A 17,562-nucleotide genomic window follows, 5' to 3' on the forward strand; every position below is an offset into this window, starting at 1 on the left:
CCCCCAAAACCGAGGCGGCCGAAAAACTTGGCCGTCTCTCTACGCTTCGCTTTGAAATACCAAAGACCACCGTTGCAGCAACCGTTGCTGCAATCGCTTCGCCCGACGGTTCCACCCGATTGATCCGGCGGGCTGTTCATCACCTGCCGCTTTGCCGCGTGCGCGGGCCTCAAGGTCGGCAGCGAAGATCGTGAAAACCAGATCGCCTCCTGCCTCCGTCCGCACATATCCCGCCAACGTGGAAACAAAATTCAGCGTTCCGGTTTTTGCCACGACGCGCGCCGGAAAATCTACAATGACATCGCGGTCTTCGTCCGTCATCGGGATATCCTTCAAGATCGGGCGCAACGTCCCAATCGCATCCGGATCGCGCAAAATCGCAACCATGTCCTGCGCTGACACTCGCGAAACATCACTTAAACCGGAATGATCCGCAAAGTTTGCCCGCACGTTCGACCGTTGTTCAGCCCAGCGCGTCATACAGGCCGCCGATTCGGGCAGTTCAAACGGTTTGCCGACGATCGTCTTTGTGGCCGTCAGACCCGCCCCCTCAGCCGTCAGGTTTGTGCTAAACCGCAGCATGGACCGCATCATCTTGGTCAGGTCTTCGCTTTCATGTGCCGCGATTTCGTCCGCCTCTGGCAATTCGGCGATCTTTTCGGGGTTCGGTAATGGAACACCCAGCGCCCGCGCCATCGTCTGAAACACATCGCCTGCATAGAGCGCAGGGTTGCGCACAGGCAGCCACCGCGACCCTGAATCGCCCAGCGCACCGCGGGCGACTGTCCATTCATCAATCTTGCCAGCCCGCGCATATGTATAAATCGGCACCGCACGATCCACGATCCGCATGCGTGACGTATAGACCAGCGGGCGTTGCGTTTCGCTGCGTGCATCCATCGCGATCGTGTAACGCCCGTTCGCGCGACGCCATTCGAAATGCACACGGTTGAAATTCAGGTTCAGACCACCGACCGACGGGTTGTAGCCAAGGTGATCCAACTGCGGTGGATCAATCTCTTCGCGATACGGCAACGCGTCGCCCCATACCTGAAAGGCGCCTGTGATCTTTGTAATCCCAAGGTCGACAAACTGCTTCACAAGCGCGCTCAACTCGTCCGTCACAAAGTTCGGATTCCCACCGCCCGCAAGAATAAGATCACCCTGCAGAACACCATCAACAACAGGGCCCGTCGCCAAAAGACGCGTACGGAACGAATAATCAGGACCAAGTGTTTTTATCGCAAACAACGCCGTCATGGCCTTGGTCACACTGGCAGGCGGCAGGCCAATATCGGCGTCAGTCGCTTCAAGCAGTTGCCCCGTCTTCGCGTCAGCCAACATAAAGCCGACAACACCGTTCAGGTCCGCATCCGCGATAATTTCAGCAGTGGTAACTTGCGCCAATGGGGACGTTTTCGGATCAAGATCAGGCCGTGCGGTTGGGCGCAATGACGTCAGCGGCGCCTCGGCAAAAGCAACAGTAGCAACACTCGACAATGCAGAAGTTAAAAGGGCGCGGCGCGTAAAATGATGTGTCATGCGTAACCTTTAAAAAGATTCTTGCAGACGCACCAGCCCGCATAGAACACGTTAGCGCCATTCCCCTCTTGCACGGATAGCGCTGGAAGATTGGGACGACATCGGCAGATTGATAAAGCTCCACGCCGGTGCCGCATAATCGCGTAACGTATGCGCGGCCCGACCGGGAATACGGGCGTTCGCATAAACCCGTGCTGTTTTGGAAAGCCGCGCCGCGATCCGATCGCCAGGGCGGGCGACAACCCCAACAGGGACGTTATCCATAATCCACCGCCAGTCTTGCCAGTGATGGAATTGCGTCAGGTTATCAGCCCCCATAAGCCAGACAAACTGAACGCCGTGGTAGCGGCGCTGCAATGCGGCCAGCGTATCAGCGGTATAGCGCGTGCCAAGCGTCGCTTCGATGTCCGTGATATCAACCTTCGGATGCTGCATGACTGCGCGCGCGGCTTGCAGTCTTTCCGCCATCGGTGCGGGACCGTTTTCTTTCAGCGGGTTACCTGGGCTGACCATCCACCAAATACGGTCCAACTGAAACCGTTTCAGTGCGGTCGTCGTGATATGCACATGTCCTGCATGCGCCGGATCAAACGACCCGCCCAATAGGCCGATGACTTGACCGCGTTTTGCGACAGGATGCGTCATCTAGCTCACGTACCCCACAAACGCGAATTGCTGGCTATCGGGTGCCCACGACGGCACATTGATCGTCCCCTGCCCACCAAACAGATCAATCAAATGATGGGTATCCCCACCATCAGCAGGCATTATCCGCAGGCTCACGTTCAAGCCGCCGGGATGGCCCAGCGTCCCTTCAGGATAAGCCAAGTAGACAACATGCGCCCCATCTGGTGACGGATGCGGGAACCAGTTCACAGCAGCATCGTCAGTCATCCGCTGAAGGTCGGCGCCATCAGGCCGTACGCGCCACAGATCAACCTTTCCTTCACGTTCGCCATTAAACCAGATCCAATCGCCATAAGGCGCGTAATCCGGCCCATCCACATGATCAAACGCATCAGTGACGCAGACTTCATCGCTGCCATCCAAAGCGCAGGTATATAGCCCAATCGGGGTGCCAGCCGGACGGGCCGCAGCATAGGCCAAGCGCCCACCGCCAGGCGACCAGCCATGCCACCAAGACGGTGTTTGCGACGTCACCTTCTCAGGGGTGCCGCCTTCAATCGGAAGCATATAGATGCACGACCCCTTGGTCTGCGTCGCATCGCTGATCACAAGCCGCTTGCCGTCTGGCGATATGCCGTGGTCATTGTTGCAGGTCACAGCAAAGCCCGTATCGATCGGAACTAAGGTCGGATCGTTCAAATCTAGGCGGTACAACCGACCGCCGCCGTTCACGATCAGATAACCATCGGGATGCCAGTTCGGGGCTTCCAGATGGCCATCATGGCGCAAAACAACAGTCGCCTCACCGTCTAGGCCACAGATACAGACTTCGCTAATCACAGGATCAATTGTCCGTTTCAGACGATTTGGCCCACAGGTTAATCGCCTCATCGTCAGCGTATTTGTCGATCTCGGCGAGTTCATCAGCTGTGAAGTCCAGATTGCCAACGGCACCAGCACAATCGATCACTTGGCTCGGCTTAGACGCGCCAATCAAGGCGGTTGTGATGCCCCCGTCACGCAAGACCCACGCAATCGCCATTTGTGCCAGCGTTTGACCGCGACCTTCCGCAATTTCATTGAGCTTGCGGATGTTTGACAGCGCTTTGTCCGTCAACATCGACGTAGACAAAGATTTATCCTGCGCGGCACGGGAATCTTCGGGAATGCCGCCCAGATATTTCTTTGTCAGCATCCCCTGCGCCAAAGGCGTAAAGGCGATCGAACCAATACCAAGATCCTTCAACGTGTCCTTCAAACCGTCCGTTTCGACCCAACGGTTCAACATGTTGTAAGATGGCTGGTGAATCAAACAGGGCGTCCCAAGGTCTTTTAGAATGGCCGCTGCTTCTTTCGTCCGTTCGGTATTGTACGACGAAATACCGACATACAACGCACGCCCGGACCGAACGATGTGATCCAATGCACCCATTGTTTCTTCCAATGGCGTATCGGGGTCAAAGCGGTGCGAATAGAAGATATCGACGTAATCAAGACCCATACGCTTAAGCGACTGATCACAAGACGAAATCAGATACTTCCGGCTTCCCCATTCCCCGTAAGGACCGTCCCACATGTGATATCCGGCTTTTGAGCTGATGATCAGTTCATCACGATGGTTCTGGAAATCTTCCTTCAGGATGGACCCGAACGCGTGTTCGGCAGAACCAGCAGGCGGACCATAGTTGTTTGCCAAGTCAAAATGCGTGATCCCGTGATCAAACGCTGTCCGGCAAATTGCTGTCTTCGTATCATGTGGCGTGTCATGGCCAAAATTATGCCAAAGGCCCAGCGATACCGCAGGCAGCTTCAATCCCGAATTGCCACACCGACGATATGTCATGTTTTCGTAGCGATTTTCGGCGGGCATATAAGTCATCAGAGTCTCCTTTTAAGATACGCATAGGGACGTTAGGCAATGCGGATTGTCAAACCAATAGACTCGTAAATCAATGCACCTCAAAATTTCTCGCACGTATTAACACCATTTCCATTCGAACCGTGTAAGTCTCCCGAAGCACCGGAATCCAAGGGTATGACGAAACATTCAAATGCCGTCGCAGATCGACGTTTCAACTCAGATATAACCAGTGCTGCATTTTCGGGAATTCCGGATGCCGCGTTCTATCGCGCGGTAGGCACGGCTGCCGATGTCGGACTTGTCGTGCAATCCATGGATGGCATCGTTTTGTGGGCCAATGAAATCTACGCTGAAATGATGATGATCCCGTTGGATCAGATCATTGGGCAAAACCCGCTGTCCTATGCGTTACCGATCAAAGACACGCCAAGCGCAGCTGACATTGCCGCGTTCCGTTACCGCAATGAACAAAATGAAAAATCGCAGATTGCCATCTTCGAGAACCGGCGCGGCAACGGGGAAAGCTTTTGGGTCGAACTTCACGTCGCTTTCGACACAATTCGCGAATTTGGCGAAGTCGCGATTGTCGTAGCGCGCGACATCAGCGATCACATCACGCGCCAAATGGAACTTACGGCAACGTCCAGAAAACTCTCTCAAATCGCAGCAACCGATAGCCTGACAGGGCTATCCAATCGACTGAATGTGATGCGTCGCATGTCGCAAGCCTTAAGCGATGCGGATGACGGTCAAACGGGCGTCGGCCTTCTTGAAATTGACCTCGATCACTTCAAAACCATTAACGACAGTTTTGGCCATTCGGCTGGAGACAAGATACTCAACGGGATTGCCGATACCTTACGACAGGTGATTACCGACGATGATATCGCCGCGCGGATCGGTGGCGATGAATTCCTTGTTCTCTGCCCTAATGCCCAATCGCTTGATGCGATCGAATTGATCGGCCAGAAAATCATCAAAGCGAATGATGACGGGCGGCATCTAAATGGTGGGTCCCTGCATTGTGGGCTCAGCATCGGCGCAGCCTTCGCCAGTGAAAAAAATCTAAGCCCCGAAGATTTGCTCAGACGTGCGGATTTCGCCCTGTATGAAGCCAAAAATGGCGGGCGTGGACGCGTCGCGACATACGACAAATCGTTGCATGCAAGACAAGTTGAACAAGCCCGATTGGGTGATGAACTATGTGCGGCTGTCGACAACGACATGATTTCGTTTCAGTTTCAGCCGACGATGGACCTAAAGTCGGGTGTGATCTGCGGCTTTGAAACGCTCGTGCGTTGGCAGAACCCACGATTGGGGCTTATTTCACCCGCCGATTTCTTGCCGCTCGCCAAAAATTTAGGGCTAATGGCCGACATCGACTTTGCAGCCCTTCGTGCGGCCTTGGACCTGAAGGTCAAACTCAACGAAAATGGCCATCCCAATATCAAAATCGGCCTGAACGGTTCAGCCGAATTGCTGGGTCATCCTGCATTCTTCCAAACCATGATGACCGAACTCGCGGACCGAAACCTCGACCCAAAAGACGTCTTGATTGAAGTCCTCGAAACTGTCGTTTTCGACGATATAAGCAAGTCCAATCCGTTAGTACAAACCGTGCAGAAACTTCATGACGCAGGCATCGCGACGCTGCTAGATGACTTCGGAACCGGCCATGCAGGACTAACGCACTTGGCGACCTTAGCGGTGGACGGTGTTAAGATTGATCGAACGTTAACCAAAAATGTCCTGACCGACCCAACCAGTGCCAAAATCATCTCTGTCATGTACGAACTTTGCCGTGATCTTGGTCTGGTCGTAGTCACGGAAGGCATTGAAACAACCGACCAGGCACAGGCCATCGTCGATATGGGCGGTAGCGTGATGCAAGGTTATTGGCTTGCGAAAGCGATGCCCGCGACTGACGTGCTCGATTGGCTCGCAAATCGGGCGAATATCGTATCGCAGATCGCACGTTCACCAATTGCCGCCGCCGCCGCACCCCGCTATTGAGGGACAAACTTTTCTAGCGGAGCGTCCATCATGGCCAGCAATCAATTCGTCTACTTCATGGACGGCGTGTCCAAAACATATCCGGGCGGCAAGAAGGTGTTTGAAAACATTCGCCTTAACTTTCTGCCCGGCGTGAAAATCGGTGTTGTCGGTGTCAACGGCACCGGTAAATCGACCCTGATGCGGATTATGGCCGGTCAGGACAAAGATTTCGCGGGTGAAGCATGGGCCGCCGAAGGCGCGCGCGTCGGTTACTTGCCGCAGGAACCGCATCTGGACGAAAACCTAACCGTCCGTGAAAACGTGATGCTGGGTGTTGCCGACAAGAAAGCGATCCTTGATCGCTACAACGAAGTCGCAATGAACTACTCCGAAGAAACCGCCGACGAGATGGCGAAGCTTCAGGATGAGATTGACGCGCTGAACCTCTGGGATCTGGACGCACAAATTGACGTGTCGATGGAGGCGCTGCGCTGCCCGCCAGATGACGCCGACGTTACGACGCTTTCGGGCGGTGAACGTCGTCGCGTGGCGCTGTGTAAGCTGTTGCTTGAAGCACCTGACATGTTGCTGCTCGACGAACCAACCAACCACCTTGACGCCGAAACGATCGCATGGCTGCAACAGCACCTTATTGATTACAAAGGCACAATCCTGATCGTCACCCACGATCGCTACTTCCTTGATGCGATCACCGGCTGGATTTTGGAACTCGACCGTGGCGCGGGTATCCCGCACGAAGGCAACTATTCCTCTTGGCTCGAAGCCAAAGCCAAGCGTATGGAACGCGAAGCCAAAGACGACAAATCCAAGCAGAAAACCCTGGAACGCGAACTCGAATGGATGCGCCAAGGCGCAAAGGCCCGTCAGGCAAAATCCAAAGCACGGATCGCATCCTACAACGAAATGGCGAACCAGTCCGAGCGTGAAAAAGTCGGCCGTGCCCAGATCATTATTCCAAACGGTCCGCGTCTCGGGTCCAAAGTGATCGAAGTCACTGATCTGAAAAAGGCGATGGGCGACAAACTGTTGGTCGAAGGCCTGTCATTTGACCTGCCACCCGGTGGCATCGTCGGTGTGATCGGGCCAAACGGCGCGGGTAAATCCACGCTTTTCTCAATGCTGACGGGTCAGAACCAGCCGGACGAAGGCACCGTTGAATTTGGCGACACAGTTAAACTGTCCTACGTGGACCAATCACGCGATGCCCTGTCGGAAGACACAACTGTTTGGGAAGAAATCTCCGGTGGTGCCGAAATCATCGAACTCGGCGACGCGTCGATGAATTCCCGCGCTTACTGCTCTGCCTTTAACTTCAAAGGCGGGGATCAACAGAAAAAGGTCGGCCTGCTGTCAGGCGGTGAACGCAACCGCGTTCACATGGCTAAGCTATTGAAATCAGGCGGTAACGTACTGCTGCTCGATGAACCGACAAACGATCTGGACGTCGAAACACTGCGGGCTTTGGAAGATGCGCTGGTCGATTTCGCAGGCTGCGCAGTCGTCATTTCCCACGACCGTTTCTTCCTCGACCGGATTTGTACGCACATCTTGGCCTTTGAAGGCGACGCGCATGTGGAATGGTTCCAAGGCGCGTTTTCGGATTACGAAGAAGACAAGAAAAAACGCCTCGGCGCCGATGCGATGGAACCAAAGCGCATGAAACACAAGAAATTCGTGCGCTAAACGATGCGAGGTGTCCGGCTCCGGCCGGGCACCACTACTTTCGTTTGACGAATTCCGTCAAAATGACAATCCGCTGACCTTCGACTTTGCCTTCGATATGGCCCGCGTTGTCCGGCACCAGCGAAATATTGCGCGCCGCCGTTCCGCGCTTCGCGGTAAATCCGGCACCTTTCACGGGCAAATCTTTGATCAGCACGACCGTGTCGCCATGTTCCAGCACCATTCCGTTGCTGTCTTTGTGTACAACTTGGACCTCGCCGACTGCCCGCGCCATCACGTCAGGTTCCATCATCAGGTTTTCGCGGGCCTCCATGGCCCAAACCTCATCGATTCCCCCAAGTTTGCGCCAAACTGCGATTTGGACAGCAGGCACAACAGACCAGACCGCACCTTCAAGGCAGCGCCAATGAACCGAAGGGGCGTCGTCAGACCGGCACGTTTCGCATAAAAGGACGTGATCTTCGCTCGTGATCTCTACACCGCTAAGTTGTTCTGCCGCGCCGCAAAACTCGCAGACCGAACCTGCCCGATCCATCAATTCATCCCAACGCATGCCGCTACTCCTTAGGTGTTTAACCGCCTGTCGCACTGCATTGGCACAAAGGCAACCCGCGATTTTCCTTGCAACTAGGGCGACAAAAGCGCATGTAGATAAGGCAGACGTTATTCTATCTCGACCCACTGTTTTCCAAACGGCTACAGTCTTTCGATCTAGCACTGACCACGCCACGCTATCGCAAATCCGCGGATGGCATTGAAAACATGAAGGAAAACACGATGGCTACTGGCACCGTGAAATGGTTCAACACAACTAAAGGCTTCGGCTTTATCGCTCCTGATGGCGGCTCCAAGGACGTATTCGTTCACATCTCCGCTGTTGAGCGTTCCGGCCTGACTGGCCTGCGCGACGATCAGAAAGTTACTTTCGACATCGAAGCTGGCCGCGACGGTCGCGAATCTGCGGTTAATCTCGCACTCGCATAAGCTACGGCTTACGACACAGGGGCGCGCGTCTGCGGGCGCCCCAATCCAGATTTGGCGCAAATCAGCTTATGATTGCATAGCCAGTCAAAAAATCCCCAAAATTTCTTGATTTCTGATTTGCCCCGCGTAACATCCACGCGCGTGTTGACCTCATCAATCATTACGCCACTCGGGCCTAATGCTGCGATGAATGCGTCGCACGCCATTCCGCTGCAATGCCGCGAGCGGGAGCAATAAAGGAAGAACGACATGGCTTCAGGCACTGTCAAATGGTTCAACACAACCAAAGGTTACGGCTTCATCGCGCCAGACGGTGGCGATAAGGATGTTTTTGTACATATTTCAGCAGTCGAACGGTCTGGTCTTACCGGCCTGCGCGACGATCAGAAGGTCAATTTTGACATCGAATCCGGCCGTGATGGTCGCGAAAATGCGGTTAATCTGACCGTAGCAGACTAAACCCCACATAGCGCTGGTGGGGGCGTTCGCGAATGCCCTTGCCCACAGGTTTTACTGCTGCAGGCCTTTCGCAAATGCCAGCACATCTGGCCCCATGGCCGCGACGATCACCCGAACACCTTCGGCGTTGGGATGAATGCCATCGCGCTGCATGAATTCAGCTAACCCGTCCTGCATGCCCGCTGCCGCTTGCAACCCTTGGAAAAAACTGGGGAAAAGCGGGACATCGAATTCGGCAGCCAGGTCCGAATACATCGCTTCGAATGCGGTTTTATAATCCAGCCCATAATTACTGCCGGCCCGCAGCCCGACCATCATCACATCGACGCCTTTTGCCTCTGCGGCTTCCAAGACGCCGCGCAAATTGGCTCTGCTCACCGCCGGATCGATCCCCCGCAAATAATCGTTGCCGCCCAGCGTCACAATCATTCCGTCCACATCCGGGGTCAGGGTCCAGTCGACCCGCGACAACCCGCCCGCAGTTGTATCGCCTGACACGCCTGCATTTTGTAGATCGACCTGCAGGCCCTGCTTTTCCAACCACGCATCAAGCTGTGGAACAAATCCATCGCCCTGCGCCACGCCATACCCCGCCGTCAGGCTATCACCTAAGGCCGCAATGACGATTTCGTCGGCCGCCGCGTAACCAGTTGTCAGGACTGTGACGATAGAGAGGTTGCGCAACACCCCAAGTGCCCCATATCCAAAGGAGAAGATTTTGCTAAAGGCTGTGGCCATGACTGATCCCGTACTCTCGCTTTCGAATGTTTCACTGACCTTGATGGGCAACGCCGGTCCTGTCGATATCCTGCACGACATTGTGTTGGATGTCAGCCAAGGGGAAACCGTCGGTCTCGTCGGGCCTAGTGGGTCGGGCAAATCATCGCTCCTTATGGTGATGGGCGGCTTGGAAATGGCATCATCCGGATCGGTTCTGTCGCTTAATCAGGACCTTACCGCAATGAACGAAGACCAGTTGGCCCGCTTTCGTAGGGATCATATGGGGGTGGTCTTTCAATCTTTCCACCTTATCCCGACAATGACTGCGCTTGAAAACGTCGCTACACCGCTGGAACTGGCGGGCGATAAGGATGCGTTTACCAAAGCGGCCGCCGAACTTGCCGCCGTTGGTCTAGCCGACCGCGCCGATCATTACCCCAGCCAAATGTCCGGAGGCGAACAACAGCGTGTCGCACTTGCCCGCGCATCAGCACCGCGCCCGCGTATTCTGCTGGCCGATGAACCCACTGGGAACCTTGATGAAACCAATGGCCGCGCGATTATGGACCTGCTGTTTGATCTGCGTGATCGCCAAGGTGCCACATTGATCATGGTCACACATTCCGCTGATCTTGCTGCGCGTTGTGACCGTGTTGTGCGTTTGCGTGATGGCAGGATCGACCCTGCGAAGGCCGCAGCATGAGCATCGCTGTCGCCGCGAAATTTGCACGGCGGGAACTCCGGGGCGGTTTGCGTGGCTTTCGCATTTTTCTCGCGTGCCTCGCGTTAGGAGTCGCTGCGATTGCAGCCGTCGGAACAGTCAGGGCTGGCATTCAAGCGGGACTGGACCGCGAAGGTGCAGCACTACTTGGTGGAGACGCAGAGGTCGAACTGACCTACCGTTTCGCGCGTGATGACGAATTGGCGTACCTGAACGATATCGCTGACGTCGTGTCCGAAACCGTGGATTTCCGGTCCATGGCCGTCACGGGCACCGAAGACCGCGCATTGACGCAAATCCGCGCTGTCGACGGTGTTTACCCGTTGATTGGACAAGTGCAGCTGACGCCCGATATGCCGCTTGCCGACGCACTGGCGGACAGTGGTGCTGTCATGGAACGGGTGCTGGTGGACAGGCTCGGCTTGACCATCGGTGATACCTTTCGCTTGGGCACGCAGGAGTTCACCCTACGGGCGGTGCTCACAAAATACCCCGACAACGCGTCCGGCGGTTTCGGGCTTGGGCCACGCACGATTGTCCTGACCGACGCGCTAGCGGGGTCGGGCTTGATCGCAGAAGGTACATTGTTTTCAACGCAATACCGACTGGACCTGCCTGACGGTACGGACCTACAAGCTGCAGAAGATCAGACCAAAGCGACCCTGTCCGACGCAGGCCTCAGGTGGCGCGACAGCAGGCGTGGCGCTGGCGGGACAGAACGGTTTGTCGAACAGATCGGATCATTCCTGATCCTGATGGGGCTGGCGGGGCTCGCTGTGGGTGGGGTCGGCGTATCAGCAGCCGTGCAGTCCTACCTAGCCGGCAAAACTAACGTTATTGCCACATTGAAAACGCTTGGGGCAACCAGTCGCACAATCTTTCTGACGTACTTTTTTCAGATTGGCGTTCTCACCATTCTTGGCGTCGCACTTGGCGTCATCATCGGCGGCGCAATCCCGGTTATCTTCGCACCATTCATCGAAGCACGCCTTCCGATACCAGCCGAATTTACGTTCGATCCACGTCCACTTGGCGAAGCTGCGATCTACGGCATCTTGGCTGCGTTGATCTTTACGCTTTGGCCGCTTGCAAAAACCGAAGATATCCGCGCTGCCACCCTGTTTCGCGATGCTTTCGGCGCTGGTAAGGCCCTGCCCCGTTTGGGATATCTCATCATAACCGCCGCGTTGCTTGCCGCACTTGTAGGGCTTGCGATTGTCTTTTCGGGTGACGTATTTCTAACGCTCTGGACAACTGGTGGCATCATCGCGGCGCTCGTGATCTTGATTGTCGCAGCCGTCATCATCCGCTTCATCGCGCGACGCCTGCAGCGGCCAACGCGCGGCAGACCCGCCCTGCGACTGGCCCTTGGCGCGATCGGATCACGTGGCGGCGAAGCGACGGCCGTCGTTCTGTCGCTGGGGCTGGGCCTCTCTGTACTGGCGAGCGTGGGTCAGATCGATGCGAATTTACGCAGTTCTTTGTCCGAAGAACTGCCGCAAAACGCGCCGTCCTATTTCTTTGTCGATATCCAGCCGGATCAAATCGATGGCTACACCGAACGTCTGGCAAACGATCCTGCCGTCAGCAACATGGAAACTGCACCAATGTTGCGCGGCGTCATCACCACCATTAACGGACAAGACGCGACCACTTTCGCGGACGGACATTGGGTCGTGCGTGGCGATCGCGGGGTGACTTATGCCAACGCCATGCCAGACGGCACGACGATCACCGAAGGCGCATGGTGGCCAGAAGATTACGACGGGCCGCCGTTGATCAGCTTTGCGGACGAAGAAGCGCGCGAAATTGGGCTGTCGATTGGCGACGACATGGTGATCAATATCTTGGGCCGCGACATCACTGGTACCATCGCCAGTTTTCGCGATGTCAGCTTCGAAGACGCAGGCATGGGCTTTGTCATAGCGCTCAACCAGTCGGCGCTCGCAGGCGCGCCCCACAGTTGGATTTCAACGGTTTTCGCTGAAGAAGCAGCCGAGGCGCAGATCCTACGCGATCTTGCCACGGCATACCCCAACATTACAGCAATCCGCATTCGCGATGCCATCGATCAAGTTGTCACCTTGATCAGTGGCATATCTGCGGCAACGCGATACGGCGCTTTGGCAACTTTGTTGACCGGATTTCTGGTTCTCATTGGCGCGGCAGCCGCCGGAGAACGCAGCCGCACCTACGAGGCTGCGGTCCTCAAAACGCTCGGCGCTTCACGCGGTCGCATCTTGACCAGTTTTGCTTTGCGCGCCGCATTGCTGGGTTTTGCGGCGGGTGCCGTAGCACTTGGCACAGGTATCTTGGGCGGATGGGCCGTTTCGACTTTCATCATGGAAACGGATTACGCCATTGTCTGGTCCAACGCATTGCTGATCATCGGGGGTGGCGTCGCCGCGTCGCTTGTTGCGGGGCTGGCTTTTGCAATAAGACCGCTGACAGCACCGCCCGCGCAAATATTAAGAGCCCGCGAATGACCGACCCGACTTTCTTCGGCTACGGAAGCCTCGTGAATCTGAACACGCACGATTATCGCCAACCGCAGCGCAGAAAAATCGACGGATGGCGGCGCGTTTGGCGCAGCACCACGTTGCGCGATTTTGCGATTCTATCGGTGACGCCCGATCATGGCACGACACTTGATGGCATTAGCGCGCAGGTTCCGAACGCCGATTGGGCCGCGCTGGATGATCGTGAATTTGCATATCGTCGCCAGCTTTTGCCGGACCGGACCGCGATTTACGAAGTTCAGGATAACATCATTTATCCAGCAGACGGCCCCCACCCCATTTTGCGCAGCTATCTTGATGTCGTCATTCAGGGATATCTACGTGAATTCGGGCAGGAAGGCGCCGCGAATTTCTTTGCAACAACAGATAATTGGGGGCCGATCAAAGACGACAGAGCCGCCCCCATTTATCCGCGCCATCAGGTATTATCCCCCGATGAAACGCGGTTCGTTGATGACCAGCTTTCAAAACTGGTCCGCGCTTAGACCTTTGGTTTCGTCTGCAGCAACGGCATCACATCCGCCATTTCTGGCCCACGCTGCAAGCCAGTCACGGCTTGGCGCAGCGGCATGAACAACTGTTTGCCTTTACGGCCAGTCGCCTCTTTCACCGCTGCCGTCCATGTGGACCACGTGTCGGCTGCGTAGGGAGGTTCGCCCAACATATCAAAGGCCTGCGCGATAAATTCTTTATCCTCATCCGCGACAAGCGGCGTAGCCCCGTTGCGGAACAACGCCCACCACCCCGGCAGATCGTCCAAGGTCGCGATATTGCCCTTCACGACGTCCCAGAAAGGCGCGGCCAAATTAGCGGGAACACCAGCGGCTTCGATCTCGGCTGCAACTGCCGTATGATCCAAGGTTGCCAGATACCGCGCTGTCAGCGGTTTCAGGTCCTCTGCGTCGAATTTCGTCGGTGCTGATCCGAATTTGGAAATGTCGAAACCTTCGACGATTTCGCCAATGTTCGCGCGCAGCTCTACCGGATCGGATGACCCCAAACGCGCCATTAGCGACAGGATCGCCATCGGCGCAATCCCTGCCTCGCGCAAGTCTTTCAAGGCCAATGTGCCCAGCCGTTTCGACAAAGCCTCGCCCTGTGGACCAGTCAACAATGAATGGTGTGAAAACGTTGGAACCGTGCCGCCAAGTGCTTGAATAATCTGGATTTGTGTCGCCGTGTTGGTCACGTGATCGGACCCGCGTACAACGTGGGAAAGGCCCATTTCTGTGTCATCGACAACGGACGCCAACGTGTACAAAATCTGACCGTCGTTCTTGAAAAGAACCGGATCCGACACCGACGCCGCATCAATCGAAATGTCACCGATGATGCCATCCGTCCATTCGATGCGTTCGTGGTCCAGCTTGAACCGCCAATGCGATCCGCGTTCTTCGCGCAGTTTGTTCTTTTCGTCTTCGGACAGGGCAAGCGCCCCGCGATCATAAACCGGCGGCTTACCCATGTTGAGCTGCTTTTTCCGTTTCAGATCAAGCTCAACTGGCGTTTCAAAGCATTCATACAGACGCCCCATATCGATCAGCCGCTGCTTCGCATCAAGGTAGCGATCCATGCGAGCGGATTGATGTTCAACCCGATCCCATTCGATACCAAGCCATGTCAGGTCGTCTTTAATGCCTTGAATATATTCGTCTTTTGACCGTTCCTGATCCGTATCGTCGATCCGCAGGATGAAGGTGCCGCCGGCCTTGCGGGCGATGGCGTAGTTGAACAAGGCAGCGCGCAGGTTACCGATATGTAGCCAGCCAGTGGGCGAAGGGGCGAAACGAGTCGTAGTCATTGGAAATCTCCTGTTAGGGCCATTGACCATGACAGGTCGCAATTGTCCAGTTTAGCTAGGCTTTACGGGCCAACGCGCGCCAAGATCATCTAGCCCTGCTTGAATAATCTCGGCGACGACATCGATATCCACGTCAGCGAGTTTGTTTATATAAAGACAAGCCTTCCCCAATTTGTGTTTCCCGAGGCGGTCAAGGATGTGTCCAAAGTCTTGATATCCCGGCATAATATAGAGCGACAGGTTTGCCTTGCGCGGACTAAATCCGGTCGCGCACATGTCGCCTTCGCGCCCGCTGTCGTATGTGTAATGATATGCGCCGTAGCCGATAATCGTCGGCCCCCACATGCGCGGTTGCCAGCCTGTGATGTCGCGAAATAAAGCGTCCAGCGTTTCGGCATCGGCCCTGCGTGTCGGGTGGTCGATCCCCGCGATGAAGGCTGCGGGCGAGATTTCGGTCACCTGAGTCTTGTTGTCAGCCATGATGTCCTCCGCTTGAAAACAAGGTTAACAGAGCCGCCCAAAATGACAAAATTGATTGTCACAAGGCGTGCACAACCTGTGCACAAGGCGTGCACTGGCGCGGCGTTAACCTTTTACCTTGCGCAACACGACAACCGCCGCACCGAAGACCACCAGCAGAAGGCCAAGGACGGTGATCCAAATTGCAGGGGTAAAGGTTTGTGGAGCCAGTCGCCCAATCGCCAAAAGGCAAATCGAACACACCACGCAAAACGCGACGACCAAAGCCGCCACGCCGCGCTTTGTCTGGTTCGTCAACTTTGATCTCGGAAACCGTTGACGATTGGGTAACGGCGATCCAGCCAGAAGGCGCGGTTCGACAGACGTGTGCCCGGCGCGGATTGGAATCGCTTGTATTCGGAAATGTAGAGCAGGTGTTCGACGCGTTTCACGGTCTCGCGTTCGTAACCTGCCGCCACGCAATCTGCGACGGACCGTTCTTCGTCCACGAGCATTTTGAGGATACCATCGAGGATATCGTAGGGCGGCAAGCTGTCGTCGTCGCGTTGATCAGGGCGCAGTTCGGCTGACGGCGGTTTGTCGATGATCGAGACGGGAATCATTTCGCCTGCCGGCGCTTTCATCCAAGGGCGGTGGTTGGCATTGCGCCAGCGGCAGGCATCGAAAACCCGCGTCTTGTACATGTCCTTGATCGGGTTGTAGCCACCGTTCATGTCGCCGTAGATCGTGGCGTAGCCGACGGCGACTTCGGATTTATTGCCCGTCGTCAGGAGCATTTCACCAAATTTGTTGGACTGCGCCATGAGAAGAACGCCGCGCAAACGGGATTGAATATTCTCTTCTGTCAGGTCTTCGTCGCGGCCCGCGAATAGCGGCGCGAGCGCGTCTGTCACTGCCGCGCGAGGCCCTGCGATGGACACCGTGTCGTAATTGCAGCCCAGCGCATCGACCACGCCTTGCGCATCATCGAGCGACGATTGGGAGGTATATTCGGACGGCAACATGACACCGCGCACGTTTTCGGGACCCAGCGCATCGGCGGCAATGACCGCAACAATCGCACTGTCGATACCGCCGGACAGGCCCAACAGGACCTTTTTGAAGCCGGTTTTACCGCAATAATCACGCAGGCTTTCGACCATTGCGCGATAATCTTGTTCCAAATCGTCGGGGAAAATTGCTTTTTCGCCAGCGATGGCTTCCCAGCCGTCATCGGTTTGTTCGAAATCGACGTGCGCCAAAACTTCGTCGAATAATGGCAATTGCACGGCCAGTTTTCCGCCCTTGTTCAGGACGAATGACCCACCGTCAAAGACCTGATCGTCCTGACCGCCAACCATGTTGACGTAGACAAGTGGCACTTCGTTTTCGATTACGCGGGCCACCATTTTGGACATGCGCACGTCGAATTTTTCACGGCGGAATGGGGACCCGTTTGGCACCACAAGGATTTCAGCGCCGCTTTCGACCATGGCTTCGGCGACGTCTTCATACCATGCGTCTTCGCAGATCGGGCTGCCGATGCGTGGACCATTCGGGATTGCGTACGGGCCTTGGATCGGGCCGCGCCGGAACTGCCGCACTTCGTCGAAGACATTGTAATTAGGCAAGAAATGCTTGAGCTGACGCGCGACGATCTTACCGCCCCGACAGATATAATAGGCATTATAAAGCCGATCATCGGTAAAATATGGCCCACCGATTCCGATGGTTGGCCCGTCTGCGCATTCAGCGGCGAGCGCTTCAATGGCGGCTTCGGCAGCTTGATGGAAGACCGGTTTCATCACCAGATCCTGCGTCGAATATCCGGTGATGAACATCTCAGGCAAAGCGACCATATCCGCGCCTGCGTCCTTGGCTGCGTCCCATGCTTTACGGGCTTTCGCCGCGTTTCCGGCAAGGTCGCCAACGGTTGGGTTCAACTGAGCCATAGTCAGGCGGAATGTCGTCGTCATCGTGCATTTTCCCTTTGGGTCTTGCCCCCGATGTAGCAGAATGTCGGCCTAAGGGAAGGTGATAACAGGTCACAAGGATGCCGCATCCGCTTCTCACAAATGACATGTGATTGATTAATGATTGTTCGATTGCGTTAAGTTGGTTTAACTTTGCGTAAAACAAAGAGCACGAGACAGGAAACGAATATGACATT

General features: G+C 55.6%; 17 protein-coding genes. 7 read left to right on the plus strand and 10 right to left on the minus strand.

What is annotated here, in order from left to right; translation table 11 throughout:
* Positions 1-39 precede the first annotated feature (39 nt).
* The 4 genes from dacB to mgrA are packed head-to-tail and all read right to left on the minus strand — an operon-like array spanning position 40 to position 4,048.
* On the minus strand, positions 40-1,542 hold the full coding sequence (gene dacB, locus MWU61_RS14555) for a D-alanyl-D-alanine carboxypeptidase/D-alanyl-D-alanine-endopeptidase (RefSeq protein WP_247129110.1): 1,503 nt from the start codon (positions 1,540-1,542) through the stop codon (positions 40-42).
* 51 nt (positions 1,543-1,593) lie between these two features.
* Positions 1,594-2,187 carry a nicotinate-nucleotide adenylyltransferase gene (locus MWU61_RS14560; protein ID WP_247129111.1) on the minus strand — a complete coding sequence of 198 codons (594 nt, stop codon included), beginning with the start codon at positions 2,185-2,187 and terminating at the stop codon, positions 1,594-1,596.
* Positions 2,188-3,060, minus strand: coding sequence for a hypothetical protein (locus MWU61_RS14565; protein ID WP_247129112.1), 873 nt, complete (start codon positions 3,058-3,060; stop codon positions 2,188-2,190).
* Positions 3,014-4,048, minus strand: a complete 1,035-nt coding sequence (mgrA, locus tag MWU61_RS14570) for an L-glyceraldehyde 3-phosphate reductase (RefSeq protein WP_247129113.1) — start codon at positions 4,046-4,048, stop codon at positions 3,014-3,016. Before mgrA ends, MWU61_RS14565 begins: the two co-directional genes overlap by 47 nt.
* A 156-nt stretch (positions 4,049-4,204) precedes the next feature.
* Between mgrA and MWU61_RS14575 the strand changes: the two genes are divergently transcribed.
* Positions 4,205-6,043: an EAL domain-containing protein gene (locus MWU61_RS14575; RefSeq protein WP_247129114.1), complete on the plus strand. Its 1,839-nt coding sequence runs from the start codon at positions 4,205-4,207 to the stop codon at positions 6,041-6,043.
* A gap of 30 nt (positions 6,044-6,073) precedes the next feature.
* Complete coding sequence (gene ettA / locus MWU61_RS14580; RefSeq protein WP_247129115.1) at positions 6,074-7,729, plus strand: energy-dependent translational throttle protein EttA; 1,656 nt, start codon at positions 6,074-6,076, stop codon at positions 7,727-7,729.
* A gap of 34 nt (positions 7,730-7,763) precedes the next feature.
* Here ettA and MWU61_RS14585 read toward each other — a convergent pair whose 3' ends face one another.
* Positions 7,764-8,282: an alkylphosphonate utilization protein gene (locus MWU61_RS14585; protein ID WP_247129116.1), complete on the minus strand. Its 519-nt coding sequence runs from the start codon at positions 8,280-8,282 to the stop codon at positions 7,764-7,766.
* 224 nt (positions 8,283-8,506) lie between these two features.
* On the opposite strand from MWU61_RS14585, the gene MWU61_RS14590 reads away from it, so the two are divergent.
* Both MWU61_RS14590 and MWU61_RS14595 read left to right on the plus strand, forming a co-directional pair.
* The gene (locus MWU61_RS14590; RefSeq protein ID WP_090195363.1) at positions 8,507-8,713 is read left to right on the plus strand and encodes a cold-shock protein; all 207 of its coding nucleotides are present in this window, start codon (positions 8,507-8,509) and stop codon (positions 8,711-8,713) included.
* Between the two features lie 249 nt (positions 8,714-8,962).
* On the plus strand, positions 8,963-9,172 hold the full coding sequence (locus MWU61_RS14595) for a cold-shock protein (protein ID WP_247129117.1): 210 nt from the start codon (positions 8,963-8,965) through the stop codon (positions 9,170-9,172).
* A gap of 51 nt (positions 9,173-9,223) precedes the next feature.
* Here MWU61_RS14595 and MWU61_RS14600 read toward each other — a convergent pair whose 3' ends face one another.
* Positions 9,224-9,910: an arylesterase gene (locus MWU61_RS14600; protein WP_247129118.1), complete on the minus strand. Its 687-nt coding sequence runs from the start codon at positions 9,908-9,910 to the stop codon at positions 9,224-9,226.
* Here MWU61_RS14600 and MWU61_RS14605 point away from each other — a divergent pair.
* From MWU61_RS14605 to MWU61_RS14615, 3 genes are read left to right on the plus strand one after another with little or no spacing between them, the layout of a single operon-like run.
* On the plus strand, positions 9,909-10,595 hold the full coding sequence (locus tag MWU61_RS14605; RefSeq protein ID WP_247129119.1) for an ABC transporter ATP-binding protein: 687 nt from the start codon (positions 9,909-9,911) through the stop codon (positions 10,593-10,595). The genes MWU61_RS14600 and MWU61_RS14605 overlap by 2 nt on opposite strands.
* Positions 10,592-13,099, plus strand: a complete 2,508-nt coding sequence (locus MWU61_RS14610) for an FtsX-like permease family protein (RefSeq protein ID WP_247129120.1) — start codon at positions 10,592-10,594, stop codon at positions 13,097-13,099. The genes MWU61_RS14605 and MWU61_RS14610 overlap by 4 nt, the downstream gene beginning before the upstream one ends.
* On the plus strand, positions 13,096-13,617 hold the full coding sequence (locus tag MWU61_RS14615) for a gamma-glutamylcyclotransferase family protein (RefSeq protein WP_247129121.1): 522 nt from the start codon (positions 13,096-13,098) through the stop codon (positions 13,615-13,617). Before MWU61_RS14610 ends, MWU61_RS14615 begins: the two co-directional genes overlap by 4 nt.
* Here the strand turns inward: MWU61_RS14615 and gltX are convergent.
* The 4 genes from gltX to MWU61_RS14635 form a co-directional block, all read right to left on the minus strand.
* Complete coding sequence (gene gltX / locus MWU61_RS14620; RefSeq protein ID WP_247129122.1) at positions 13,614-14,933, minus strand: glutamate--tRNA ligase; 1,320 nt, start codon at positions 14,931-14,933, stop codon at positions 13,614-13,616. The genes MWU61_RS14615 and gltX overlap by 4 nt on opposite strands.
* Before the next feature lie 51 nt (positions 14,934-14,984).
* Entirely contained in the window at positions 14,985-15,413 is a 429-nt protein-coding gene (locus MWU61_RS14625; RefSeq protein ID WP_247129123.1) for a DUF1801 domain-containing protein, read from the minus strand.
* 105 nt (positions 15,414-15,518) lie between these two features.
* Positions 15,519-15,710, minus strand: coding sequence for a hypothetical protein (locus MWU61_RS14630; protein WP_247129124.1), 192 nt, complete (start codon positions 15,708-15,710; stop codon positions 15,519-15,521).
* Positions 15,707-17,368 carry an NAD+ synthase gene (locus MWU61_RS14635; RefSeq protein WP_247129125.1) on the minus strand — a complete coding sequence of 554 codons (1,662 nt, stop codon included), beginning with the start codon at positions 17,366-17,368 and terminating at the stop codon, positions 15,707-15,709. The genes MWU61_RS14630 and MWU61_RS14635 overlap by 4 nt, the downstream gene beginning before the upstream one ends.
* Positions 17,369-17,562 lie beyond the last annotated feature (194 nt).

This window comes from Loktanella sp. F6476L (genome assembly GCF_023015725.1).
Classification (GTDB): domain Bacteria; phylum Pseudomonadota; class Alphaproteobacteria; order Rhodobacterales; family Rhodobacteraceae; genus Yoonia.